Annotated in this window: 21 protein-coding genes; 14 read left to right on the forward strand and 7 right to left on the reverse strand. The window is 66.2% G+C overall.

Annotated elements, in window-relative coordinates:
- Positions 1–22: 22 nt before the first annotated feature.
- The 10 genes from ACFOOR_RS14955 (at position 23) to ccoS (ending at position 11,921) form a co-directional block, all read left to right on the forward strand.
- Entirely contained in the window at positions 23–1,483 is a 1,461-nt protein-coding gene (locus tag ACFOOR_RS14955) for an SLC13 family permease (protein ID WP_343165248.1), read from the forward strand.
- 146 nt (positions 1,484–1,629) lie between these two features.
- Positions 1,630–3,873, forward strand: a complete 2,244-nt coding sequence (locus ACFOOR_RS14960; RefSeq protein WP_343165249.1) for a DVUA0089 family protein — start codon at positions 1,630–1,632, stop codon at positions 3,871–3,873.
- Between the two features lie 335 nt (positions 3,874–4,208).
- On the forward strand, positions 4,209–5,690 hold the full coding sequence (gene ccoN / locus ACFOOR_RS14965; RefSeq protein WP_343165302.1) for a cytochrome-c oxidase, cbb3-type subunit I: 1,482 nt from the start codon (positions 4,209–4,211) through the stop codon (positions 5,688–5,690).
- A 12-nt stretch (positions 5,691–5,702) separates the two neighbouring features.
- The gene (ccoO, locus tag ACFOOR_RS14970) at positions 5,703–6,461 is read left to right on the forward strand and encodes a cytochrome-c oxidase, cbb3-type subunit II (protein ID WP_343165250.1); all 759 of its coding nucleotides are present in this window, start codon (positions 5,703–5,705) and stop codon (positions 6,459–6,461) included.
- Between the two features lie 9 nt (positions 6,462–6,470).
- A complete protein-coding gene (locus tag ACFOOR_RS14975; RefSeq protein ID WP_343165251.1) occupies positions 6,471–6,662 on the forward strand; it encodes a cbb3-type cytochrome c oxidase subunit 3 in 192 nt (63 codons plus the stop codon).
- Positions 6,655–7,569 carry a cytochrome-c oxidase, cbb3-type subunit III gene (ccoP, locus tag ACFOOR_RS14980; RefSeq protein ID WP_343165252.1) on the forward strand — a complete coding sequence of 305 codons (915 nt, stop codon included), beginning with the start codon at positions 6,655–6,657 and terminating at the stop codon, positions 7,567–7,569. The genes ACFOOR_RS14975 and ccoP overlap by 8 nt, the downstream gene beginning before the upstream one ends.
- Positions 7,570–7,628: 59 nt before the next feature.
- A complete protein-coding gene (gene ccoG / locus ACFOOR_RS14985; RefSeq protein ID WP_343165253.1) occupies positions 7,629–9,107 on the forward strand; it encodes a cytochrome c oxidase accessory protein CcoG in 1,479 nt (492 codons plus the stop codon).
- Complete coding sequence (locus ACFOOR_RS14990) at positions 9,104–9,565, forward strand: FixH family protein (RefSeq protein ID WP_343165254.1); 462 nt, start codon at positions 9,104–9,106, stop codon at positions 9,563–9,565. The genes ccoG and ACFOOR_RS14990 overlap by 4 nt, the downstream gene beginning before the upstream one ends.
- On the forward strand, positions 9,553–11,733 hold the full coding sequence (locus ACFOOR_RS14995) for a heavy metal translocating P-type ATPase (RefSeq protein WP_343165255.1): 2,181 nt from the start codon (positions 9,553–9,555) through the stop codon (positions 11,731–11,733). Before ACFOOR_RS14990 ends, ACFOOR_RS14995 begins: the two co-directional genes overlap by 13 nt.
- A complete protein-coding gene (gene ccoS, locus ACFOOR_RS15000) occupies positions 11,730–11,921 on the forward strand; it encodes a cbb3-type cytochrome oxidase assembly protein CcoS (protein ID WP_343165256.1) in 192 nt (63 codons plus the stop codon). Before ACFOOR_RS14995 ends, ccoS begins: the two co-directional genes overlap by 4 nt.
- On the opposite strand, the gene ACFOOR_RS15005 is transcribed toward ccoS, so the two are convergent.
- Entirely contained in the window at positions 11,897–12,646 is a 750-nt protein-coding gene (locus ACFOOR_RS15005; protein ID WP_343165257.1) for a DUF2189 domain-containing protein, read from the reverse strand. The two genes, ccoS and ACFOOR_RS15005, sit on opposite strands and share 25 nt — an antisense overlap.
- 94 nt (positions 12,647–12,740) lie before the next feature.
- Here ACFOOR_RS15005 and ACFOOR_RS15010 point away from each other — a divergent pair, with 94 nt between their 5' ends.
- A complete protein-coding gene (locus ACFOOR_RS15010; protein WP_343165258.1) occupies positions 12,741–13,454 on the forward strand; it encodes a sulfite exporter TauE/SafE family protein in 714 nt (237 codons plus the stop codon).
- Positions 13,455–13,463: 9 nt separating this feature from the next.
- Here the strand turns inward: ACFOOR_RS15010 and hemN are convergent, their stop codons facing one another.
- The 5 genes from hemN to ACFOOR_RS15035 form a co-directional block, all read right to left on the reverse strand.
- Positions 13,464–14,801 (reverse strand): oxygen-independent coproporphyrinogen III oxidase, encoded by a 1,338-nt coding sequence (hemN, locus tag ACFOOR_RS15015; RefSeq protein WP_343165259.1) that lies wholly within the window; start codon positions 14,799–14,801, stop codon positions 13,464–13,466.
- 54 nt (positions 14,802–14,855) lie between these two features.
- Entirely contained in the window at positions 14,856–16,664 is a 1,809-nt protein-coding gene (locus tag ACFOOR_RS15020) for a SulP family inorganic anion transporter (protein WP_343165260.1), read from the reverse strand.
- 55 nt (positions 16,665–16,719) lie between these two features.
- Positions 16,720–17,586 (reverse strand): MBL fold metallo-hydrolase, encoded by an 867-nt coding sequence (locus ACFOOR_RS15025; RefSeq protein ID WP_343165261.1) that lies wholly within the window; start codon positions 17,584–17,586, stop codon positions 16,720–16,722.
- A gap of 68 nt (positions 17,587–17,654) precedes the next feature.
- Positions 17,655–18,473: a ferredoxin--NADP reductase gene (locus tag ACFOOR_RS15030; RefSeq protein WP_343165262.1), complete on the reverse strand. Its 819-nt coding sequence runs from the start codon at positions 18,471–18,473 to the stop codon at positions 17,655–17,657.
- Positions 18,474–18,607: 134 nt separating this feature from the next.
- Positions 18,608–19,558, reverse strand: coding sequence for a methyltransferase (locus ACFOOR_RS15035; RefSeq protein ID WP_343165263.1), 951 nt, complete (start codon positions 19,556–19,558; stop codon positions 18,608–18,610).
- A gap of 216 nt (positions 19,559–19,774) precedes the next feature.
- Between ACFOOR_RS15035 and ACFOOR_RS15040 the strand changes: the two genes are divergently transcribed.
- From ACFOOR_RS15040 to ACFOOR_RS15050, 3 genes are read left to right on the forward strand one after another with little or no spacing between them, the layout of a single operon-like run.
- The gene (locus ACFOOR_RS15040; protein ID WP_343165264.1) at positions 19,775–20,533 is read left to right on the forward strand and encodes an ImuA family protein; all 759 of its coding nucleotides are present in this window, start codon (positions 19,775–19,777) and stop codon (positions 20,531–20,533) included.
- On the forward strand, positions 20,445–21,986 hold the full coding sequence (locus ACFOOR_RS15045; protein WP_343165265.1) for a Y-family DNA polymerase: 1,542 nt from the start codon (positions 20,445–20,447) through the stop codon (positions 21,984–21,986). Before ACFOOR_RS15040 ends, ACFOOR_RS15045 begins: the two co-directional genes overlap by 89 nt.
- Positions 21,986–25,315 (forward strand): error-prone DNA polymerase, encoded by a 3,330-nt coding sequence (locus tag ACFOOR_RS15050; RefSeq protein ID WP_343165266.1) that lies wholly within the window; start codon positions 21,986–21,988, stop codon positions 25,313–25,315. Before ACFOOR_RS15045 ends, ACFOOR_RS15050 begins: the two co-directional genes overlap by 1 nt.
- On the opposite strand, the gene ACFOOR_RS15055 is transcribed toward ACFOOR_RS15050, so the two are convergent.
- Entirely contained in the window at positions 25,309–25,761 is a 453-nt protein-coding gene (locus ACFOOR_RS15055; RefSeq protein WP_343165267.1) for an MgtC/SapB family protein, read from the reverse strand. The genes ACFOOR_RS15050 and ACFOOR_RS15055 overlap by 7 nt on opposite strands.
- Positions 25,762–25,910 lie beyond the last annotated feature (149 nt).

The raw sequence follows: 25,910 nt of genomic DNA on the forward strand, positions 1-25,910 counted from the left end.
AGACAAAGAACTGGCGAACGTAATGACCGCACGAGAGGAAACCGGACCCGCGCTCTATCAGCGGATTGGCCTCGTCCTTGGGCCGGTGGCCGCTCTCATCATCGGTTTCGGATTCGCGCCGGAAGGCTTGCCGCGTGAGGCAATCATTGTCGCCGCCATCGGCGTTTGGATGGCGATCTGGTGGGCGACGGAAGCCATTCCCGTTGCCGTCACGGCCTTCCTGCCGCTGGTTGCCCTTCCATTGCTCGATGTCGTGTCGACACGCGACATCGCGGCGCCCTACGCGCATCCGATCGTCTGGCTCTTCTTTGGCGGTTTCGTCGTGGCACTGGCGATCGAACGGTGCGGGCTGCACCGCCGCATCGCGCTCGGCGTCTTCGCCATGGCCGGAGCCGACGCCCGGGCGCTGGTCGCCGGCTTCATGCTCGCTGCGGCCTTTGTCAGCATGTGGATTTCCAACACATCGACCACGTTGATGCTGCTGCCGATCGCGATGTCGGTCGTCACGGTGATCCGCGAAACCATGCCCACGCTCGCGCCGCGGCAGCATGCCAATTTCGGGGTCTCGCTTCTTCTCGGCCTGGCCTATGGCGCAACGCTGGGCGGGCTGGCGACACTCGTCGGTACGCCGCCGAATGCCTTCATGGCCGGGTTCATGTCCGACAATTACGGCGTCGAGATCGACTTCGCCCGCTGGATGCTGGTCGGAATGCCCGTCTCGCTGGTCCTGTTGCCGATTGCCTGGCTTGTGCTGACGCGTTTCGTCTTTCCGATCGACTTCAAGGCTTCCGACGAAGCGATGCGCCACATCCACTCCATGCGGGCCGGCCTCGGCCGGATGAGCAAGGCGGAATTCCGCACGATGCTGCTCTTTGCCTTTCTTGTGTTCGGATGGCTGTCGCGCGGCTGGCTGGAATCGCGGTTGCCGTTCGGCGAGATCACAGACACCGGGGTTGCCATGGCCGCTGCGGTCGCGGCCTTCCTGATCCCGTCGGGCAAGAAGGGGCAGGCACTGATGACCTGGGACGCCGTCACCAAACTGCCCTGGGGCGTGCTGGTCCTGTTTGGCGGCGGTCTGGCTCTGGCGGCTGCCGTTTCCTCGTCCGGCCTGGCGCTCTGGCTCGGGCAGCAGCTGGTCGCGGTCGGTGCCGTCAACGCCATCCTTCTCATCGTGGTGGCAACGGCCCTCGTGATCTTCATCACCGAACTGACGAGCAATCTCGCGACGACGGCGACCTTCCTTCCCGTCATTGCGGCGATCGGCGTGGAAACGGGTCAGGACCCGCTCGTCTATGTCATCCCGGTCACGCTCGCGGCGAGCTGCGCCTTCATGCTGCCGGTGGCGACGCCGCCGAACGCCGTGGTGTTCAGCTCGGGCCTGGTTGCCATTCCCGACATGGTCCGCGCCGGCCTGGTGCTCAATGTCATCGCTGTCGTGGTGCTCAGCGTCATCGCGCTGTTCGTGGCCCCGCTGGTGTTCTGACGACCGTTGCGCGCTCGCGCGCAAGTCCGGCGGACCGATTTTGTGCCGCGGCAGGTCAGGCGGAAACTTGCCGCCCCTGCCGACATAGCCTAATCGGAGCACAGGGACGCCGGTCGCCTCCTGCGATCGGCTTACGGGGGTTTTCAATGCGTATTGCTATCGTAGCGTTGTTTATCGCGTTTTCCGCGAGCTGTGCGCTCGCCCAGGAAACGCAGAGCGAGGTTCTGTCCGGTGAGGTCACGGCTTCCCGGCCGCAGGTCGACTTTCCGTTCGAACTCGATGCCGGCGATGTCGTCACGCTGACGACGATGTCGGACGAGAATTTCGATACCATCCTGACGCTGACCGGTCCGAATGGCGCGCGGCTGGCCCAGAATGACGACATGGCGTCGGGTGAAAGCCTGCAGTCGCAGATCGTTCACGTGGCCACGGCGTCGGGTCAGTACACCGCTTCGGTCACCGGATACGGCAATGCGCTCGGGTCCTTCGAACTCGAAATCCTCCATGGCATCGATTTCGGCCTGTCCGACGACGCGCGCACCATCATGGAAGGCGTGGTCACGATCGATTCGGCCCGTCCGACCCGCAATTTCACCGTCGATCTGGCTGAAGACGACATTTTCGTCGCCTCGACCTTCGCGCTGAGCGACAGCCTCGACACGACGCTCGCGCTGCTCGATGCCGACGGCAACACGATCGCGCAGAATGACGATCGCGGCGATGGCACGCTGAATTCCCACCTGATCTTCCAGGCCCCCGAGGCCGGGCGTTTCCAGGTCCAGCTCGGCTCCTGGTCAGGTCAGGACCAGGGCGATGCCATCCTGTCTCTGGCGATCGACCCGAATGCCGAAGTTCCGTTCGATTTCAGCTCCATCGAGGGCGAACGGATTGCCGCCTACGCTGATTATCTCGGTGCCGATCCGGAATCGATCGAATACCCGGTGACGCTCACCGAAGGCCAGACGCTTTACGTGATGGCCGATACGGTCGAGGGCGATCTTGACCCGGTCATCCGCCTTGAGGGTCCGGACGGCTTTCCGGTCGCGCTGAATGACGACCGCGGTGACGGATCGCTCAACTCCGCCTTCGCCTACACGGCGACCGAGGCCGGCACCTACATGCTGGAAATCAGCCGCTACCAGGGCAGCGACACCGGCGGTCAGTTCGAGCTCGTCCTGATGTCGGTCGACGCGTCCGTCGTCGAAACGCTGCAGGCCCTGCTCGACAATTCGATCCAGCTCAGCGGCGAGGTGCAGTCGATCCGCACCGACGACTTCATCGTCTATTACACGCTTGAGGGCGAAGACGCCTCCTCGCTCGAATATGCGCAATCGGTGGCGGTCGCGCTGCAGGAGATGCTCGACATCCAGGTCGGCCGCATGGGCTGGGCCGAACCGATCCGCGACAATGAAGGCCTCTACCGCGCCTATGTCGGCGATGCCGGCGGCTCGCTGGGCTTTACCCGTCCGGCGCAAATGGTGTTCGACAATCCGAACACGACGGATGTCCGTGAAATGGCCGCGGCTCGCGCGATCTTCCTGATCGAGAACGACTTTGCCGGTCTCGGCAAGGCGGCGTCGCCGCACAGCCTGATGCGGGCGACGGCAACGCATGAATTCGCGCACGTCATCCAGTATGCCTATGACGCCGAGGAAGGACTCGACTGGCTCTACGAGTCGACCGCCTCCTGGATCGAGGTGGCCACGGTCGGTGCCGACCAGGACGCCACGGATTACGTGTCGAGCGACTACGATGCCCCGGAGCGTTGCTGGACGACCAGCGAAAGCGGTCACAATTATTCGCAATGGACGCTGCTGCAGTCGCTTGCCGACGTCTATGGCGAGGACCTGATCGTGCGGATCTGGGAGAACACGGTCGAACTCGACGGGTTCGAGACGGTCGCCGCGGCGCTGCGCGAGGAAGGCACGACGATTCCCGACGTGATTGAACGCTGGCGGGCGCAGAATCTGGCGCTCGACTATGAACTGGCACCGCTGTTCAATTCGACGGTGGCGCTGCAGCGCACGTTATCGCAGGCCGGTTCGTGGAACGCCAAGGGCGGGCTGGAACAACTCGGCGCGAACTATTTCACGGTCGATCTCGATGGCCGGTTCACGGTCACGCTGGACGGCGAGTCCGGGATCGAAGTCCTGGCGCTCGGCGTGCGTGACGGTGAAATGCATGTCGTTCCGCTCGGGCAGTCCGGTGCGATCGACACGGCCGGCTGGGACTATCTCGGCCTGATGGTGTTCAACGCCAACATGCCGGAAGAACCCGGCGCGTGCTCCGGCTCCGGTTACACGCTCGACGTCCAGCCGTCGAACGCGGCGATGGCCCGGGCGGCCTACCGCTTTGACGCCCGGCATTTCATCGCGCCGGGACAGGAATAGGCGTTACGCAGGACGGCGGGGCGGGGGCGCGAAAGCCCCAGCCCCGCCTGTTCCCCCGACCTGCGACATGCGCGGCGTATTGCCCCACTCTGCGTGGGGTCTCTTGAAAGCCGTACTTAAGGTGTGGGATTGAACCCACAGGACATTCGTCGGGGGACTCAATGACGAGCATCGCATTTCCCGCACCGCGGAAGGGGGGCGCTGAAGGCTTCCTGATCGCGCTCATCCTGATCGGGGTATTCTTCTGGTCGCTCTACGCGGTCGCCCGGGGCGGCGACCCGCTGATGGAACAGCAGGGCTGGCTGATCATGGCGGGGTCGCTGATCGGCTTGATCATGTTGGTCGGCGCCTTCTCAAAGGGCGGCCCGGTCAATGACGAGTCGCAATATGCCGAAGGCGTGATCAAGGCCGGGACGATCGCCACCATGTTCTGGGGCATCGCCGGTTTTCTGGTCGGCGTGATCATCGCGCTCCAGCTGGCCTTTCCGAACATCTTCTACTTCGAGGATTTCGGCTTCACCAATTTCGGCCGGTTGCGGCCCTTGCACACCTCGGCGGTGATTTTCGCGTTCGGCGGCAATGCGCTGATCGCGACGTCCTTCTATGTGGTGCAGCGGACCTGCCGCACCCGGATCGCCGGCGGCCTGTGGCCCTGGTTCGTTTTCTGGGGCTACCAGTTCTTCATCGTCATCGCGGCGACCGGCTATCTGCTCGGCATCACCCAGGGCAAGGAATACGCCGAGCCGGAATGGTATGCGGACATCTGGCTGACCCTGGTCTGGGTGGTCTATCTGCTCGTCTTCCTCGGCACGCTGTGGAAGCGGAAAGAGCCGCACATCTACGTCGCCAACTGGTTCTATCTCGCCTTCATCGTGACCATCGCGATGCTGCACGTGGTGAACAACCTGGCGGTTCCGGTGAACTGGTTCGGTGCCTGGTCCTATCCGGTCATGTCGGGCGTGCAGGGGGCCTTGACCCAGTGGTGGTACGGCCACAACGCGGTCGGCTTCTTCCTCACCGCCGGCTTCCTGGCGATCATGTACTATTTCATCCCGAAGCGCGCCGAGCGTCCGGTGTTTTCCTACCGGCTGTCGATCGTGCACTTCTGGTCGCTGATCTTCATCTATATCTGGGCCGGTCCGCACCACCTGCACTACACGGCGTTGCCGGAATGGGCGCAGACGCTCGGCATGACCTTCTCGGTGATGCTGTGGATGCCCAGCTGGGGCGGCATGATCAACGGGCTGATGACGCTGTCGGGCGCGTGGGACAAGCTGCGCACCGACCCGGTCATCCGCATGATGGTGCTGTCGGTCGCCTTCTACGGCATGTCGACCTTCGAAGGTCCGGTGATGAGCGTGCGCGCCGTCAACGCGCTGTCGCACTACACCGACTGGACGATCGGCCACGTGCATTCCGGTGCGCTGGGCTGGGTCGGCTTCATCACCTTCGGCGCGATCTACTGCCTGGTTCCGTGGCTGTGGAAGCGCAAGGGCATGTGGTCGAAGGCGCTGATCGAGTGGCATTTCTGGCTCGCGACGATCGGCATCCTCTTCTACATCGCGGCGATGTGGCCGTCGGGGATCACGCAGGGCCTGATGTGGCGCGCCTACAATGATCTCGGCTTCCTCGAATATTCCTTCGTGGAAACGGTCGAGGCCATGCATCCCTACTACATCATCCGGGCGTTCGGCGGCTTCCTCTTCCTCTTGGGTGCCCTGCTGATGGCCTACAATGTCTACCGCACCATCAGGGGCGGGGTCGAAGAGACGGAGGACCGGGTCAATCCGCAATCCTCCCTCGTGGCAGCCGAATAGGAGGCCTGAGCCATGTCGCAGAAAAAAGGCTTCTTTCAAGGCATTCACGCCCGGTTCCTCGAACGGAACAGCCTGATCCTCACCGTGGCCATCCTGGTCGTGGTGTCGATCGGGGGCGTGATCGAGATCGCCCCGCTCTTCTACCTCAACTCGACGATCGAGGAAGTCGACGGGATGCGGCCCTACACTCCGCTCGAACTGGCCGGACGGCAGATCTATGTCCGCGAGGGCTGTTACAATTGTCACTCGCAGATGGTCCGTCCGCTGCGTGACGAGGTGGAGCGCTACGGGCACTACTCGCTGGCCGCCGAGAGCATGTATGACCGGCCGTTCCAGTGGGGTTCGAAGCGAACCGGTCCGGACCTGGCCCGCGTTGGCGGCAAGTATTCCGACGAGTGGCACCGCGATCACCTGATCGACCCGCAATCGGTGGTGCCGGAATCGGTGATGCCGCCCTACGCCTTCCTGGCGGATGCGGCGCTCGATTACGGCCAGATCGAAGGGCATCTGCGCACGAACCGCCTGTTCGGCGTGCCCTATTCCGACGAGATGATCACCAATGCCGCAGCCGATCTCGCGGCCCAGGTCGATCCGTTCTCTTCGGGATATGACGATCTGATCGCGCGCTATCCCGGTGCCCAGATCCGCGATTTCGACGGCAATCCCGACGAGATCACGGAACTCGACGCCCTGATCGCCTACCTGCAGGTGCTCGGCACCATGGTCGATTTCTCGACCTATGAGGCCGAGGCGCCGGAAAACCAGAGATAGGAGAACGACATGTACGAAGCGCTTTCGCAATTCGCACAAACCTGGGGGCTCCTGCTCTTCGTTCTCCTGTTCGCCGGCGTGCTGGTCTACGCGTTGTGGCCAGGCAATGGCGAACGTTTCCAACAAGCGGCACAGATGCCGCTCGACGATGCCGAAGGACCCGAAGGCTTCGATACCGGGAAGGGCCGGAACCATGGCTGAGCACAATCACAAGGACGAAGTGACCGGCGTCGACACGACCGGCCACGAATGGGATGGCATCCGCGAACTCGACAATCCGCTGCCGCGCTGGTGGCTGTGGATCTTCTATGCCTGCGTCGCGTGGTCGGTGGTCTACATGGTCTTCATGCCGGCCCTGCCGGCTCCCCCGGGCTTCGAAGGCTTTACCCGGGGCCTTACCGGCAACTCCGAACGCGTGAACGTCGCGCAGCAGATGGCGGATCTCCAGGCCTCCCGCAGCACCAATTTCGAGCGGTTGCAGAATGCCGACTTCGCGGGGATCGAGAGCGATCCGGAGCTGTTCCGCTTCGCCATCGCTGCCGGCCGTTCGGCCTTCGGCGACAATTGTGCCACCTGTCACGGCAGTGGCGGCGGCGGTGCGGTCGGCTATCCCAACCTCAATGACGATATCTGGCTGTGGGGCGGGACGTTCGAAGATATCCGCTACACGCTGCATGTCGGCATAAGGTCCGATCATCCCGATACCCGGTTCTCGCAAATGCCGGCTTTCGGCCGCGACGAGCTTCTGAGTCAGGCCGAGATCCGCGATGTGACGCAATATGTGTTGCAGATGGCAGGTCAGAGCTTCGATGCGGCGGCCGCCAGCCGCGGCGCCGAGACCTATGACATGCAGTGCGCCTCCTGCCACATGGCGGACGGTTTGGGCGATCAGGCTCAAGGTGCGCCAAACCTCACCGATGCCGACTGGCTCTATGGTGGAAGTGCCGCGCAGATCGAAGCGACGATCCATCGCGGACCCTACGGGGTGATGCCGAGCTGGGAAGGCCGGTTGAGCGAGCCGATGATCACTGCGCTGGCGACCTATGTGTATTCGCTGGGCGGCGGTCAGGAAGACAATGGCGACGTCATGGGAGCTGGCGGGCAATAGCCCGCCAGCGGCCCTTTTGCCGCATCGACAGCCGGGCTGAAAACGCGTCCCTAGAGACCATGGTCCAGATTCATCCCAAGGCGGCCGCACCGGGCATCGAACAACACGATGCCGAAGCGGTGAACGATGCCGCGACCCGCAAGCTCTACAAGAAGCGCGAGCCGATCTATCCCAAGCTCGTGCACGGGAAATTCCGCTTCGCGAAATGGGTCTTCATGGCCCTTGCGCTCGGGGCCTACTACTTCATTCCCTTCCTCAGATGGGACCGGGGCGGCGGCGCGCCGGACCAGGCCGTGCTGGTCGATTTCGAGGGACGGCGCTTCTACTTCTTCTGGATCGAGATCTGGCCGCAGGAAATCTATTTCGTTACCGGTCTGCTGATCCTCGGCGCACTGGCGATGTTTCTCGTTACCGCGCTGTTCGGCCGGGTGTGGTGCGGCTATGCCTGCCCGCAGACGGTCTGGACCGATCTGTTCATCGCCGTGGAACGCCTGTTCGAGGGCGACCGCAACGCACGGATCAAGCTCGACCGCGCGGGCTGGAGTGTCGACAAGGCGTGGCGGAAGACCGGCAAGCACGCGGTCTGGCTTGTCATTGCCGGGGCGACGGGCGGGGCGTGGATTCTCTATTTCCACGACGCGTTCGACGTGTTGAGCCACTTCTTCACCGGCGGGTCGCCGATGTCGGCCTACCTCTTCTTCGGCATCCTGACCTTCACGACCTACACGCTCGCCGGGACGATGCGCGAACAGGTCTGCACATACATGTGCCCATGGCCCCGCATCCAGGCGGCGATGATCGACAATGACGCGCTTTCCGTCACCTATCGCTGGGATCGCGGCGAACCGCGTGGTCCGCACAAGAAAAACGACAGCTGGGACGGCCGGGGCGACTGCATCGACTGCAAGGCCTGTGTCGTCGCCTGTCCGATGGGGATCGACATCCGCAACGGCTCGCAGCTGGAGTGCATCAATTGCGCGCTGTGCATCGATGCCTGCGACGACATCATGAAGAAGGTCGGCCGCCCGACCGGCCTCATCGCCTACGATACGGACGTCAATATCGAGCGGCGCCAGGCCGGCGAGAAGGCGAGCTTCCGCTTCGTCCGGCCGCGGACGATCGTCTATGCGGTGACGCTGGCGCTGGTGGCGGCGGTCATGCTCGTCGCGCTCGGGTCCCGCTCGACGATGGACCTCAATGTCCTGCGCGACCGGAATCCGAATTATGTCATGCTTTCAGATGGTTCGGTGCGCAACAGCTATACCGTCAAGATCATCAACAAGACCCATGAGCCGCATCAGTACCGCATCACCGTCGAGGGCGATCCGGCGCTGAATGCCTGGCTGCTCGGGCAGGAGGATGGCGACCTGGTCGTGACCGTCGAACCCGACCGCACCACCGATTTCCGCCTGTTCGCGTCGCTGCCTGCAGAGGCGATCGACCGGAACAGCGAGCCGCTGCTTTTCCGTGTCGAGGACCTTGTCTCCGGTGAGGTTCAGGTGACACGATCGGTCCTGCAGACCGGGTATGACCGATGATCAAGCGCGTGACGGGCTGGCATGTTCTCGCGGTGATCCTCGTCTTCTTCGGGGTCATCATCACGGTGAATGTCATCTTCATCATCCAGGCGACGCGGACCTTCCGCGGCGAGGACCAGCCGCGCTCCTATGTCCAGGGTCTCGACTACAATTCGACCCTCGCTGCGCGCGCCGAACAGGCCGCGCTCGGCTGGACCGCCACGGCAGCGGTCGAGGACGGGAGCATCGTGGTTCACGTCCTTGATGCCGACGGCCATCCGATCGACGGACTCGACCTCAACGGCACGCTGCGCCATCCGGCGGACACGTCACGCGACGAGATTTTGACCTTCCAGGCCCGGGCCGAGGGGCGCTATGTCGCCGCGCTGCCGGAGGGCATGCGCGGACGCTGGCAGTTGCGGGCATGGCGCGAGGGCGAACCGCCCTTTACCCTGCAGTCCGAGCTATGGCTGCAATAGACCCGGCATATTCCGTCTCGACCGACGCCGATCCGACGGCCTTCGTGCGCGAGCGCGACGGGCACCGCGAGATCGACCTTCTGGTGAAGGGTGTGCATTGCGCGGGCTGCATCGCCCGCGTCGAGGGCGGCATGACGGAAATGCCGGGCGTGCGGAATGCGCGGCTGAACCTGTCGACCGGGCGGCTGGCACTGAGCTGGGACGGCGACAAGTCGAAGGCACGCGATTTTGTCCGCCGCCTCGCCGAGATCGGCTATCCCGCGACACCGTACGCCCCCGAGGAAAGCCGGTCGGCGCAGGATGTCGAGGAAAAGCGGCTGCTGAAATGCATGGCGGTGGCCGGCTTCGCAACCGCGAATGTGATGCTGTTCTCCATCCCGGTCTGGTTCGGCCAGGGCGAGATGGATGCCGGCACGACAGGGCTGATGCACTGGCTGTCGGCGCTGATCGTGCTGCCTTCCGTGGCCTATGCCGGGCGTCCCTTCTTCGAGTCGGCCTGGCGTGCCCTGCGCGCCCGCCAGGTCAATATGGACGTCCCGATCACGCTCGGCGTCACGCTCGCCTGCGCCCTCAGCATCTGCGAAACGGTCTGGGGGTCCGGCCACGTCTATTTCGACGCGGCGGCGATGCTGCTCTTCTTCCTCCTGATCGGACGGTTTCTCGACACGCGTCTGCGCGCCCGGGCCGGCGCGGCGGCACGGCGCCTGGCCTCGATGCAGGCGGCGACGGCCAACCGGATGGACGCCAACGGTCATGTCGAGGCCATCCCCGCCCGCGACGTGAAGCCCGGAGACCGGCTGTTGATCGCGGCCGGCGAGAAAGTACCGGTCGATGCCATCGTCTTCGAGGGCGACACCACGCTCGATACCGCGCTCGTCACCGGCGAGACCCTGCCGCGTGCTGCCGCGGCGGGGGAGAAGATCTTCTCCGGAATGGTCAATCTCACCGCGCCCGTGATCGCCATCGCCGAAGCCCGGCGCGAGGATTCGCTGCTGGCGGAGATCACGCGGCTGGTCGAGGCCGGTGAGCAGGGACGGTCGCGCTATGTCCGCCTCGCCGACCGCGCGGCCAAGCTCTATGTGCCGATGGTGCATACGCTGGCGGCATCCTCCGCCATCGGCTGGCTGGTATTCGGCGCCGAGATCTACACCGCGATCATCATCGCCGTGTCGGTGCTGATCATCACCTGTCCCTGCGCCCTGGCACTGGCCGTGCCGGCGGTGCAGGTGGTCGCGACGGGCCGGCTCTACCGCTCGGGCGTGCTGGTGAAGTCCGGCGACGCGCTGGAGCGCATGTCGGAAGCCGATCTCGCCGTGTTCGACAAGACCGGCACGCTGACCGTCGGCAAACCGCAACTGATCAATCGCGACACTCTCGGACACGAGAATTTCGAGCTCGCCGCGATGCTTGCTCGCACCAGCCGTCACCCCCTGTCGCGCGCGGTCGCCGATCTTGCCGGAATGGGCGATGTCACGCCCAAGGTCAGGGAAACGCCCGGTGGCGGCCTCGAAGCGGTGGTTAACGGCAAGTCCGTGCGCTTCGGATCGGCGGCCTGGCTCGGTCTTGAAGGCGGCACGGACGGCGTGTCGGAGGCCTGGCTGATGGTCGAGGGGCAGGATCCGGTCCGGTTCGCCTTTGCCGACACGCTTCGCCCCGACGCGGCGGAAACCGTGTCGCGGCTGCGCGTGCTGGGGCTGGAGCCGGTCCTGCTGTCCGGCGACCGTGAAGGCGCGGTGCGCGAAGTTGCCGAGGCGCTCGGGATCGCGCATTGGCGCGCCGGCCTGAAGCCTCAGGAAAAGATCGCCGAGATCGAGGGCTTCAAGACGCGCGGCCGCCGGGCGCTGATGGTCGGTGACGGCATCAATGACGCGCCGGCGCTCGCCTCGGCGCATGTCTCGGTCTCGCCGGCAGCGGCGGCCGACATCTCGCAGGCCGCGGCCGATTTCGTGCTTCAGGGCGAGGGACTCTCCGCTATCGCCGAAGCCATCCTTGTGTCGCGCGCGGCGCGGCGCCGGGTGCTGGAGAATTTCGGCCTGACCATTCTCTACAACTGCATCGCCGTGCCGCTGGCGGTGTTCGGCTTCGTGACGCCACTGGTGGCGGCGATCGCCATGTCCGGTTCGTCGATGGTGGTGACGCTCAACGCGCTGAGGCTGACCCGCTCATGACGATCATCCTGCTCCTGATCCCGGCCGCGCTGCTGCTGGCCCTGTTCGGTCTCGGCGCCTTCTTCTGGACCGTCAGGTCCGGCCAGTACGAGGACATGGACGGCGCTGCGCAGCGCATCCTGCTGGATGATGACGGTCCCCTGCCGGAACGCGCCGATGGCGATCAGGACGGGAAAAGATCCCGGTAGGCCCGGAAGCTGGCATGCCCCAGCCAGGGGAAGACGAGTGCCAGCGGCAGGATGAAGAGGGCGATCCCGCCGGCCGTCATCAGCGCGATGGTGATCGCCCAGCTCAAGGCCAGGACCGGCATCCGCTTCACCGCATCGACACTGGCGATCAGCGCCGTGACGGCATCGACATCCCGGTCGATCAGCATCGGGAAGGAGAAAGCGGAAATCGCGAATGCGGCGAATGCCAGCGCCGCGCCGATCACCGTTCCGACAGCGATCATCGCCAGGCCGGCCGGATCGGCCAGGGCAAATTGCGTGAATTCGCCGACCGGCAGGTAGTTACCGGTGGTGAAGGCGGCATAGAGCGCCCGCGCGATCAGGATCCAGAACAGGAAGATCACGACCAGCAGGACGCCAAGAAAGGCCACCTGTCCGAACCGCCCCTTCGGAATCTCGCGCACGCTGGTCCAGGTTACCTTCTGGCCGCCATCGACCAGGGCCGAAATGCGGTAGAAGCCGACCGCGAAGGCCGGCGCCACGAGCGCGAAGCCGGCGAGCGCGACGGGGGTGAGCGAGCCAAGGCCGAGCGACCAGAGGCCGGCGGTGATGGCCAGTCCCACGCCGACGAAGACCAGCCCGTATCCGATGGAGTGAATCGGTGCGGCCCACAGGTCCTGCCAGCCGGACTTCAGCCAGGCCCAATGCGAAGCGGCGTCCACATGCTGCGCTGTCATCGTTGTCATCTTCGCCTCCCCGCGTCGAAAGACCACATTCAATTTACGGATGATTTCGTGTCAGGTTCAAGCGTTCATAAGGCCGCAGGTGCAGGGGAAGAGTTTGGACCACGGCGCGACCGCATCCATCCTGACCCATCCCGGCTTTGCTGGCGGTGTGCTGGCGGGCTTCGCCAGCACGCTGCATTGCGCCGTGATGTGCGGCGGGATCGGGTCGGCAGTCATGTTCTCGCTGTCGCCCGGCGGATCGCTGGCCGCGCGCGCCGGCCTTCTGGCAACGGCGCAGGCCGGCAAGTGGATCACCTATATCACGCTCGGCGCGCTGGCCGGCTGGCTCGGATCCGGGCTGTTGGGCTTTCTCGATCCGGGACCGGCGCATCTCGTCACGCGCTGGCTCGCGGCCGTGACGCTGGTGTGGATCGGACTGTCGATTACCGGCGTGCTGCCCCCCTTCGCCGCCGCCGACCGCGTGTTCGCGCCGGTGACCCGGCGGCTGGTCCAGTCGGCCGGGTTCCGGGCGGCCGGGCGTGCGGCTCCTGTCGTCGCCGGTCTCGTGTGGGGGCTTCTGCCCTGCGGTCTGGTCTATGCCGTCCTGCTGCTCGCCATGAGCGCCGGTTCGGCGCTGGACGGGGCCGTGGTGATGGCCGGATTCGGACTGGGCGTGATCCCCGGCGTCACCGCGACGGCGCTCGGTTTCGGCAGTCTGGCGAAACTGGGTCAGGCCGCGCAGATCCGCGGCGCGGCGGGTCTGGCGATCGCCGCGCTGGGCATGGCGAGCGTCGCCTATGCTCCGGCGATGGCGTGGATCTGCCGCTAGCGCAGGGGTTCAGACCGAAAGGGAGTGTTTCGCGTTGCCGGTCATGAGGCGCGTATCGAAGGCGGCCGCCACGATGCGCGCGAGCGTGCGGTAGTCGGGATCTATCACGATGCGGTCGCCGTCGCGGCTGACAATGCCGTCGGCTTCCAGCTCCGACAGGTCCGGGTTCGGAACGGGCTGTCCGTGCTTGCGGGCGAGCGAGCCGATATCGGCTTCGAGATCGCACATCAGACGTTCGATGATCTCCGACCGGAACAGGTCGTCACCCTCATAGGCACAGCCCCGGGCGACCGGCAGATCACCCGCTGCCACGGCCTTTTCCCACGCGGCGATGTCGGCGGTGTTCTGGATATGCCCCTGCGGCAGGCGGCCGATGGCCGATGCGCCGAAGCCCATCAGCACATCCGCCGCGTCTGTCGTATAGCCCTGGAAGTTGCGATGAAGCTGACCGGTGCGCTGGTGTTCGGCGAGCGGGTCGCCGGGCCGGGCATAGTGGTCGAAGCCGATGGTGACATAACCGGCGGCAACGAGGCGCCCGGCGATTGCCTGGGCCTGGGCGATGCGCGCTTCGGTGCCCGGCAGGTCGCCGGTCTCGATCAGGCGCATATGCTTCTTCATATGCGGGACATGGGCATAGCCGAAGACCGACAGCCGGTCGGGATCGAGTTCCAGCACGCGGTCCACGGTCTCAAGGCAGCTTTCGAGCGACTGCTTCGGGAGGCCGTAGACGAGATCGACATTGATCGCGTTCACGCCATTGCCGCGCAGGCGGTCGGCGCAGGCTTTCGTCACCTCGAACGACTGCATCCGGTTGATGGCGCGCTGGACGTCCGGATCGAAGGTCTGCACGCCGATGCTGGCGCGGTTGAAACCGGTCTCACCGAGGGCCGCGGCGCGTGCGTCGTCGAGCGTGCGGGGATCGACCTCGATGGCGATCTCTGCGCCGGGCTGAATGTCGAAACGGTCGCGCACCAGCGCCATGATGCGGCGCATCCGGTCCGCCGGAACGAGAGTCGGGCTGCCGCCGCCCCAGTGCAGATGGTCGACCTTCAGCCGGTGCGGAACGAGCGCGGCCGTAGTGTCGATCTCCATTTCCAGACGGTCGAGATAGCGTTCGATCGGGCCGTCCTTGAGGCTCGCCCGCGTATGGCAGCCACAATACCGGCACAGCACCCGGCAATAGGGCAGGTGGAAGTAGAGCGATCCGCGCTGCTCAGAGGCGAGTTCACCCAGCCAGCGCGCATAGGTCTCACCGTTCACACCGGCATGGAAGTGCGGCGCGGTGGGATAGCTGGTGTAGCGCGGCGTGTTGCGCGCGGCGTATTTCAGGAGCACCAGGTCGGTCATGCGATCTGCCTATACCCGTGAGAAAAGTACGGGAATGCGACAAATGCGACCGGCCTATTTCCAGACCGCCGCCATGCCGGCAAGACGCTGGGACGGGCAGGGCGTGGCGCCCGGTTCGGTCGTCGGGGCCGAGCCGGACAGCGCGGCGGCGGCGCAGTCCGGGTCGAGATCGCGGATCGCCTCGAACTGGTGCAGATAGACCTTGCCGGTCAGTTCCGCGGGGAAGTGTGAGCGCTTCAGCGCATCCATCACCGGACCCTTCACCTCGCTCAGATGGAGTTTCGCCCCGGCATCGTCGAGGCGGCGGTTGATCGCCTCGAGGCTTTCCAGCCCGCTGGCATCGATCCGGTTCACCGCCGGGCACATCAGGATGAGGTGTTTCAGGTCCGGCCGGTTGGCGAGGATCTGCGCCGCCGTCTCCTCGAGGAAATTCGCCGAGGCGAAATAGAGGCTTTCGTCGACCCGGATGGTCAGGATCGCGTCCGGCACCACGACCGGATGGCGATTGACGTTGCGGAAGTGCTGGCTGCCCGGCACCTGGCCGACGATGGCGAAGTGCGGCCGGCTGGTGTTGTAGAGATGCAGGAAGAGGGACAGGACGACGCCGGTCGTGATCCCCCATTCGACGCCGAAGCTGAGTGTCACGGTGATCGTGCCGCCCATGGCCGCGAAGTCGGTCTTCGAGAAGCGCCAGACCTTCACGACTTCCTTCAGATTCACCAGCGACAGGACGGCGATGATGATGGTCGCGGCGAGCACGGCCTGCGGCAGATTGTAGAGGAAGGGTGTCAGGAAGAGCGTCGCCAGCGCGATGCCGATGGCGGTGAAGGCACCGGCTGCCGGGGTTTCCGCGCCGGCATCGAGATTGACCGCGGAGCGGGCTAGGCCGCCCGTCACCGGATAGCCCGAGGACAGGCCGGACGAGAGGCTGGCCGCGCCGAGAGCAACAAGCTCCTGATTGGCATCGATGCGTTGGCGTTTCTTCGCTGCGAGCGTGCGCCCGACCGAAACCGATTCCACGAAACCGATCAGGGCGATGAGGGCTGCCGAACCGGCCAGCTGGGCCCAGACATCGGCGTCGAAGCGGGGGATGCCGAGCGCAGGGAGATCGCGCGGGACGTCACCGAGGATGCGCACGCCCCGGTCGGCGAGACCGAGCGCGGTCACGGCGACGATGCTGGCGATCACGGCAAAGACCGGCCCGGCGCGCGAAACGAGCGTGGCGGGTGTCTCCGGGACGCCGAGGCTCCGGAGGAGGGGTTTCAGTCCGCTGCGCGCCCAGGCGAGGAAGGCGAGTGAGGCAAGGCCGATGACGAGTGTCGGGATGTTGGTCCGGGGCAGGTCGCGGGCGAGCGAGAAAAGCTGGGAAAAGAGGTTATGACCCTCGGCCTGGACGCCGAGAATATGCTTCAGCTGCGAGGCGGCGATGATCAGGCCCGAGGCGGTGATGAAGCCGGACACGACGGGGTGGCTGAGAAAGTTGGCGAGAAAGCCCATCCGCAGCAGGCCCATCACCAGAAGGATCGCGCCGGACAGCAGGGCGAGCACCAGCGCGGCCTCGACATAGGCGGGCGAGCCGGGCGCGGCGATGCGGCTGGCCGCGGCGGCCGTCATCAGCGACAGGATGGCGACCGGGCCGACGGCGAGCTGGCGGCTGGTGCCGAACAGCGCGTAGACGATCAGCGGCAGGATGGAAGCGTAGAGCCCGACCTGCGGCGGCAATCCCGCGAGCATCGCATAGGCGAGCGATTGCGGGATCAGCATGATGGTGACGATCAGCGCGGCGTTGAGATCGCTGACCAGCGTCTGGCCGGTATAGCGGCGGCCCCAGTCGAGGATGGGGAGGTAGCGCGAAAGTTTCACCGCTGGCCCATCCGCCTCAATCCGTTCCCGTCATGTTGTCCCCCGACTCACGCGATCATAGCGCGTTGATCGGAAGTTTCATGTAGCGCTGGCCATTGTCCTCGGCGGGGGGCAATTCGCCGGCGCGCATGTTGATCTGGACCGAGGGCAGGATCAGCTTCGGCATCGGCAGGGTGGCATCGCGCGCGGTGCGCATGGCGATGAATTCCTCGCGCGTCGTGCCGGTCTTCACATGCTTGTTCGAGCGCTTCTGATCGCCCACCGTGGTTTCCCAGACGAAGATGTCGCGGCCCGGCGCCTTGTAGTCGTGGCACAGGAACATGCGCGTTTCGTCCGGCAGTTCGAACAGGCGCTGGATGGAGTCGAAGAGCGTGCCGGCATCGCCGCCGGGGAAGTCGCAGCGGGCGGTGCCAAAATCCGGCATGAAGAGGGTGTCGCCGACGAAAACGGCATCGCCGATGACATGGCTCATGCAGGCCGGGGTGTGGCCGGGCGTGAGGAGAGCGCGGCCCTCGAGAGTGCCGATCCGGTAGGTCTCGCCATCGGCGAAGAGATGGTCGAACTGGCTGCCATCCGTGTGGAAGGACTGGCCCTCGTTGAAGATCTTGCCGAACACGTTCTGCACGACCGGGATGCGGTCGCCGATCGCGGTCTTGCCGCCCAGCTGGCTGCGGATATAGGGCGCGGCGGTCAGATGGTCGGCGTGGACATGGGTGTCGATGATCCACGCGCAGGTAAAGCCCTGCTCGCGGACATAGGCGATCAGCATGTCGGCAGAGGCCGTATTGGTGCGGCCGGAGGCCTGATCGAAGTCGAGCAGCGAGTCGATCACCGCGCACGCCTTCGTGTCCGGATCGGACACGACATAGCTGATCGTGTTCGTCGCTTCGTCGAAGAAGCCTTTGACGTCCGGTCTGTTCATGGCGGCCTCGCGTAACAGCGTGCGGTGGTTCACAGGATGGCGGGCGGTGGCCCGGCGTTCAAGCCGCGTCAGACGCCTTCGCCGGCGAAGGCCTTCTCGATGACGAATTGCGCCGGGGCGGCATTCGAGCCCTCGGTGAAGCCGCGCTCGATCATCATCGCCTTGAGGTCGCGCAGCATGGCGTCCGAGCCGCAGATCATCACCCGGTCGGTCGCCGGATCGAGCGCGGGCATGCCCGTCGCTTCGGCCAGTTCGCCATTGGCGATCAGGTCGGTGATGCGGCCGCGCTGGGTCTCGCTGTCGTCGCGTGTGGTCGAGGTGAAGTGAATGAGCCGGTCGCCGACCAGTTCCCCGACCAGCGGATCATTGCGGATCGCGGCGACCAGCTCCTTGCCGTATTCCAGCTCCGCCCCGGTGCGGCAGGTATGGGTCAGAATGACGGTCTTGAACTTGTCATAGGTCTCCGGCTCGCGGATCACGCTGGCGAAGGGGGCGAGGCCGGTGCCGGTGGAGACGAGGTAGAGGTGCTCGCCCGGCACCAGCGCGTCATGGACGAGTGTGCCGGTCGGCTTCTTGCCGAGCAGCACTCCGTCGCCGGGCTGGATGTGCTGCAGTTCGGTGGTCAGCTGACCGCCCGGGGCCTTGATCGAATAGAATTCGAGTTCCTCGTCCCAGGTCGGGCTGCAGATCGAATAGGCGCGCAGCACCGGCTTGCCGGCGATCATCAGGCCGATCATCACGAATTCCCCGGCGCGGAAGCGGAAGGCCTGAGGCCGGGTGATGCGGAAGGAGAAAAGCGTGTCGGTCCAGTGCTTCACCGACAAGACGCGCTCGACCGTCGTGGTTTTCGGCGGCGTGAAGTCGTCGAGAAGGATGTTGTCGAACATGGGCGTTCCGGCGTTCTGGACGCGGATGGCCGGGCCGTCCGCGAAGGGTCGGCCTTCACCTATGCGCTGGGGGCTCGATTGGCCAGCCCGCACGGTGCGAAAGCGTCAACGGGTCGCACGAAGGCCTGGCGGTGTCAGGCGGTCTCCCGCGCCTCGCCGTCACCTTCGCGCAGCCGCCCGTGCGGCTGGCGTGAGGCGATGACGCAGAGCGAGGCGATGTCGGCTCCGCGGTCGCGGCGCATGACGCCCTCGGTCAGGGACACGCCTGTGAAACCTGCGGCGGTCAGCAGGTCGCGGACATAATCCGGGGCGTGGGCGAAGCGGCGGCTGTCGCGCAGCGTCACGCCGTGCTCGCCCTTTTCCACGGTGAAGGCGAGCCAGCCCGTGTCCGACAGCGACGCGGCGCACCAGGCGACGATGTCTTCCAGCGCGCCGACATAGGTGAAGACGTCGGCCGCGACGATCAGGTCATAGCGTTCCGGACCGATTTCGAGCCGGGCGATATCGGTCTTGTCGAGCCGGTCATAGATGCGCTTGCGGCGGGCCTCGGCCAGCATCCGGGCGGAAATGTCGTTGCCGTCAAGCCGGGTGCAGACCGGGCGGAGATGCTGCCCCATCAGGCCGGTGCCGCAGCCGAGATCGAGCGCGTGCCCGGCACCGGTGAAACCGGCGGCATGCAGGGCATCCATGATCAGGTCGGGTCCGCGATAGCCGAGCTTGCCCACCAGGGCCTGTTCGAAGCGCGGCGCGTACTGGTCGAACAGCAGCTCGACGAAGGCGGGCGGCAGCGATTCCGCCAGCGGCTGCGGCCGGAGAAGGTCGCGCTTCGGTCCCGCCCCGAGCGGGTCGGCGGGATCGATCGCGACACAGCGCGCCCAGGCGGCATCAGCGGCGTCGGGGCGGCCGGCCTTTTCCTGCCATTCGCCGAGCCGGTACCAGCCGGCGATCCAGTGCGGGGCGAGGTCCAGCGCGCCGGTCATGACTTCGCAGGCGCCATCCGTGTCGCCCGAAGCGGCGAGGCTTTCGGCGAAATCGGCGCGGCGATCCGCGGCGGGATCGCCCGAAAGGAAGACAGGTCCGGCCATGGCGGCGGGCTTTCGAAGGTTCCGCTCATTGACCCCGTGCCGGTCACGCGGCGGAAAGGCGCTGCATCCGGCAGGCCGGTGCATCGCGCGGCGAAGTAGGGCCCGGCCCGCTGGCTGTCAATCGGAATCGGATCGGCTGTTCCGGCCGCGCCTTCCGGGCATTGACTCTTCGTTCCGCTTGAGGATTCATGATGAAAACAAAAGTGGAACAAACTCGTGAAGGACGCGCGCTCGAAAAAGCCGGACCTGACCCTCGTCTCGCCCTTCCTGCGCTCCGGCGACACGCTGGAGCGGCCGGAAAAGGCCGAGACGGGCGAGAGGGCAGGCACGCGGGCGGAGGGGCCGGATTTCCCCGCCGGGCGGGCGGAGCTGACTGAGATATTCGCCAGCGGCGGGGATGCCGGTGCAGCCGGCTTCGCGCTGGCCCAGCTGCCGGCCGGAAAACCGCTCTTGTGGGTCCAGGACCGGCTCTCGGCGCTTGAAGCCGGCCGGCCGCATGGCGGCGGGCTGACACGCTTCGGCGCCGATCCGGACCGGCTGATCCTCGTATGTGCCCGGGATGCGGGCGATGTGCTCTGGACGATGGAGGAAGGACTGAAATGCGCGGCGCTCGGCGGTGTGATCGGAGAGGTGTGGGGCGCGGCCCGCGCGCTCGACTTCACCGCGTCGAAGCGGCTGGCGCTGCGCGCGGAGCGCACCGGGATTGCGGTCACGCTCCTGCGCTTCTCCGCGCCGGAGGATCTGTCCGCCGCGCGGCGGCGCTGGCGCGTGATGTCGCTGCCGTCCGCGCCGCATCCGGGCGATCCGAAAGCTCCCGGCGCGCCGCGCTGGCGGGTGGAATTGTTCCGGGCGCGGGACCGGACGCCCGGCGTGTGGGAGGCGGAATATGACGGCGCGTCGCATCGTCTCCGTCTGGCTGCTCCGCTTCCCGATCCAGCGCTGGCGCCGCCGCAGCTTCGGACCGCAGGCGGGTGAGGAGGACGCTCCGCTCGTCCTGTCGGTGCAGGGCAACCACGGACCGGTCATCCACGACCTCAACGCCGCTGCGGTCCACGAAGGATTGAGCCGTGGCGGCCGGGTGACGGACGTGAAGACGCGCGTGCCGGACCTTATTGTCGCCGATGCCGATATCGCCGCCGATGCCGCCGATCTCGCTCGCCTGGCCGCCTGGTCGCGGCGCTGGTGTCCGTGGACGCGGGCCGACGGGACGGACGGCCTCCTCCTCGACACCACCGGGTCGGATCATCTGAGAGGCGGCGAGGCGGCGATGCTCGCCGACATGCTGCAGGCCTTCGCGGCCTCGGGCCTGACCGCGCGGCTGGCCGCCGCGCCGACGGCCGGGGCGGCCTGGGCGCTGGCGCGTCATGCGCCCGGCGTGATGACGGTCTGCGGTGAGGGCGAGACGGCGGAGCGGCTTGCCCGCCTGCCGGTCGAGGCGCTGCGGCTCGACGGCGAGACCGCGCTGCTTCTGAACCGGCTGGGTCTGAAGACGGTCGGCGCGCTCGGCGCCGTGCCGCGCGAGGCGCTGATGCGCCGCTTCCGCAGCCGCAGGGAGGCCTGGCGCAATCCGGTGATCCGGCTCGACCAGGCTTTCGGGCGGCTCGCCGAACCGCTGAAGCCCGGCCTGCCGGACACGCCGCTGCGGGCGGTGAAGCGGCTGGTGGAACCGGTCGGCGGGATGGAGAATGTCACCGTCATCGTGAAGGCGCTTCTGGACGATCTGTGTCCGGAGATGGAGAAGCGCGGGGCGGGCGCGCGGCGGCTGAAACTGACCGGCTACCGCACCGATGGCGGAACATCCTCCGTATACGTTGCGGTCAGCCGGGCAAGCCGCGAGCCGGGGCATCTGGCCAAGCTGTTCGCGCACCGGATCGACCGGCTCGATTGCGGCTATGGTTTCGACGCGATGACGCTCGACGTCATGGCTTTCGATCCGATGGACAGCGAGGCACAGGATCTCGAGGGCAAGAGCGCGGCCGACGTCGATGTCACGCGGTTGATCGACCGGCTGACGGCGCGGCTGGGTCCCGAAGCGGTGATGCGCCCGGCTGCGCAGGGCAGTCATTTGCCGGAACGGGCGGAAGTTTACACCCATGCCGGAAAACCGGGCGGCGGGGCGGTGCGCACGGAGCGCGCCCGGCCGCTGCGCCTGCTGCCATACCCGCAGGAGGCGCAGGTTCTCTACGCCGTGCCGGAGGGGCCGCCCGCGCGTCTCGTCTGGCAAAGGCGGACGCGTCGCCTGGTGCGCAGCGAGGGGCCGGAGCGGATCGCGCCGGAATGGTGGCGCGAGAAATCGACGACGCGCCTGCGCGATTATTACCGCGTCGAGGACGAGGCCGGGCGGCGCTACTGGATCTACCGCGAGGGTCTGCCCGATGACGGGCGGGGCGGGGCGCCGCGCTGGTTCGTGCACGGGCTGGATGCGTGATGCCCGATACGCCGCTGACTCCCGACAAGCGCACGCTGGCCGATCCGGACCGGTTCACGCCCAACCCGCGTACGGATTATGTCGAGCTGGGCGTGACGTCCTGCTTCTCCTTCCTGCGCGGCGCGTCGGACGCGACGGATCTGGTGCTGGCGGCGTGGGCGCTCGGCTATGACGCGATCGGGATTGCCGACCGCAACACGATGGCCGGCGTCGTCCGCCTGCACACGGAAGCGAAGACGGCCAAGCTGCGCCCCGTCATCGGGGTGCGGCTCGACCTGCTCGACGCGCCGTCCGTCTATGCCTGGGCGAAGACGCGGGCGGGCTATGGCGCGCTGTGCCGGCTCCTCTCCGCAGGCAAGATGCAGACCGCGGAGGGCGAATGGCAGGCCAAGGGCGTGTGCGACATCACGCTGGAGATGGCCGGGGAGATTCTGGGGGCAGAGGACGGTGTGGTGCTGGCCGCCATTCCGGGCACGGACATCGACGGATTTGCCGTCGAACTGCCGCGCCTGACCGCGGCGCTGCCGGGGCTCAGCCATGTCACGGCGAACTGGCTCTATCGGGGTGACGACCGGGCGCGGATCAACCGGCTCGACCGGCTGGCGCGGAGCCATCGCCTGAAGCTGCTGGCGACGAATGACGTCCACTATCACGCGCCGGAGCGCCGCCCGTTGCAGGACGTGATGACCTGTATCCGCGAGAAGAAGACGATCTTCGAGGCCGGGTTGAGACTTGAGGCGAATGCGGAGCGCTATCTGAAAGGCCCGCATGAAATGGTGCGCCTGTTCTCCAACTGGCCGGACGCGATCGCCGAGACGCGCCGCATCGCCGACGCCTGCACGTTTTCGCTGTCGGAGCTGCGTTACGAATATCCGAAGGAGACGGTGCCGGAGGGCAAGACGCCGGACGAATGGCTGCAGGAGCTGACCTGGAAAGGCGCGGCGGAACGCTATCCCGGCGGGATCGGTGACAAGGTGAGGGGGCTTCTGGACAAGGAGCTGGCGCTGATCGCGAAGCTCGATATCGCGCAATATTTCCTGACCATTCACGACATCGTCGATTATGCGCGCAGCATCGGAATCCTGTGTCAGGGGCGGGGGTCGGCGGCGAACAGCGCGGTCTGCTACTGCCTGAAGATCACTTCGGTCGATCCGGCCCAGCACGAACTTCTGTTCGAGCGCTTCCTCTCCGAGGAACGGATCGAACCGCCCGATATCGATGTCGATTTCGAGCATGAGCGGCGCGAGGAGGTGATCCAGCACATCTACGCGAAATACGGCCGCGCCCGCGCCGGGCTGTGCGCCACCGTCATCCACTACCGGCCGCGCATGGCGATCCGCGAGGTCGGCAAGGTGATGGGCCTGTCCGAGGACGTGACCAGCGCGCTGGCGAGAACGGTGTGGGGCAGCTGGGGCGGGTCGGCGGACGCGCTGAAGACCGGACAGGCCGGGCTCGACATGTCCGACCCGCATCTTCGCCGGACGATCCATCTGGCCGACCAGCTGATCGGCATGCCGCGCCACCTGTCGCAGCATGTCGGCGGCTTCATCCTGACGGAAAACCCGCTGGTGGAGACGGTGCCGATCGGCAATGGCGCGATGGCCGACCGTAGCTTTATCGAGTGGGACAAGGACGACATCGAGGCGCTGGGCATCTTCAAGATGGACGTTCTGGCGCTGGGGATGCTGACCTGTATCCGCAAAGGCTTCGATATGATCGCGGCGCAGTATGGCGAGCGCTGGACGCTGGCGACGGTGCCGCAGGAGGATCCCGCCGTCTACGATATGCTGTGCGCGGGCGATTCCGTCGGCGTCTTCCAGGTGGAAAGCCGGGCGCAGATGAACATGCTGCCGCGCCTGAGGCCGCGCACCTTTTACGATCTCGTCATCGAGGTGGCGATCGTGCGCCCCGGCCCGATCCAGGGCGACATGGTGCACCCCTATCTGCGCCGCCGGCAGGGCAAGGAGAAAACGCTCTATCCCTCGCCCGGGCCGGGGCATGATCCCGACGAGCTGAAGAAGATCCTCGGTCGGACGCTGGGCGTGCCGATCTTCCAGGAGCAGGCGATGAAGATCGCGCTGGTGGCGGCGCAATTTTCCACGGCCGAGGCGAACCAGCTCAGGAAGGCGATGGCGACCTTCCGGTCGAAGGGCATGGTCAGCGCGCACAAGGAGAAGATGGTCGGGCGAATGGTGGCGCGCGGCTATGATCCCGATTTCGCGGCGCGCTGCTTTTCCCAGATCGAGGGGTTCGGGGAGTACGGCTTCCCGGAAAGCCACGCCGCCAGCTTCGCCCACCTCGTCTACATTTCCAGCTGGCTGAAATGCCATTACCCGGCGGCCTTCGCCGCGGCGCTGCTCAATTCCCAGCCGATGGGTTTCTACGCCCCGGCGCAGATCGTGCGCGACGCGCGCGAACACGGCGTGACGGTGCTGGAAGCGGACGTGAACTATTCCGACTGGGACAGCGTGCTGGAGCCGCGCGAGGGGGCAAGTGGTGGCCGGGAGCGGGGTTTCGCCCTGCGGCTCGGCCTCAGGCAGGTCGACGGGCTCGCCAGCGAAGACGGGGCGCGGCTGATGGCCGCGCGGGGGCGGCCCTATGAGGTGGTGGAGGAGTTGCGCAGCCGCGCCAGGGTCTCGGCGCGCGGGATCGAGCTTCTGGCTTCGGCCGATGCCTTCCGCTCGATCGGCAAGGACAGGCGGGCGGCCTTATGGGACGCGCGGGCGATCAAGAATGCGCCGGACCTGCCGCTGTTCAGCTATCGCGAGACGGAGGACGAGGGCGCGGACATTCCCGTGCCGCTGCCCGCCATGCCGAAGAGCGAGCATGTCATCGCCGACTACCAGACGATGGGGCTGTCGCTGAAGGCCCACCCGATGCATTTCCTGCGCACCGACTATACCGGACGCGGCTTCGTTCCGGCGGCCGAGCTGAAACGCCTGCGCAGCGGGCGGCGAGTCTCGGTTTCGGGCCTTGTCCTGGTGCGGCAACGGCCGGGCAGCGCCAGCGGCGTCGTCTTCGTGACGCTGGAGGACGAGACGGGCGTGGCCAATCTCGTGGTCTGGCCAGACACGATGAAGCGGTTCCGCGGCGCGGTGATGGGTGCCCGCCTGATGGCGGTCGAGGGGGTCGTCCAGTCGGAGGACAATGTCGTGCATGTCGTGGCGCGGACCATCATGGACGAGACCGCGCTGCTCTCTTCACTGTCGGACGACCTGTTGAAGACGCGGCTCGCCCATGCCGATCACGGAGTCAATCCGCTGCCGAGCCATACGCAGCGCCATCCGCGCAATGTGCGGGTGATCCCGAAAAGCCGGGACTTTCACTGATCCCCGCCGCCGGACTTGGATCCCTTGTCGATCCGGGCGAGCACGATGAGGCTGAGGAAGTTGATCAGGCTGAGGACGATGGCGATGTTGAACCGGCCCATGCCGGCGGCCAGGCCGATGGCGCCGGCATTCCAGATGCTCGCCGCCGTGGCGAGGCCGTGCACGGTCGTGCCGTTCTTCAGGATCGCCCCGCCGCCGATGAAGCCGATGCCGGTGATGACGCCCTGTAACACCCGCGCACTGGCGTCGGGAGAGCCGTCCGTGACGGGGCGCAGGATGAGGGCGATGCCGCACGCCGCCATCGCCACGATGGGCAGAGTGCGGAAGCCGCTGCTTCTTGGCCCGTAGCCGCGTTCCCACGCGATGGGCAGTGTGAGCACAAAGGCCGCGGCGATCGACAGGCCGTCGCGCAGCAACATGTCCAGGTCGAGATTGAGGGATTGCATCGCCGGAAAAACACGTCACGCCCGGCCGGGTTCCGGAAGAGCCATCGGCTCGACAATCAAAAAATCACAAAACTTTCAACGCAACGCCTGAACCATTTCCCCGAACGCGCGTTAACCTTTCTGGAAATTCGCGCAAAAGGGGAGCTATG

This window comes from Hyphobacterium vulgare (assembly GCF_042643335.1).
Lineage (GTDB): Bacteria > Pseudomonadota > Alphaproteobacteria > Caulobacterales > Maricaulaceae > Hyphobacterium > Hyphobacterium vulgare.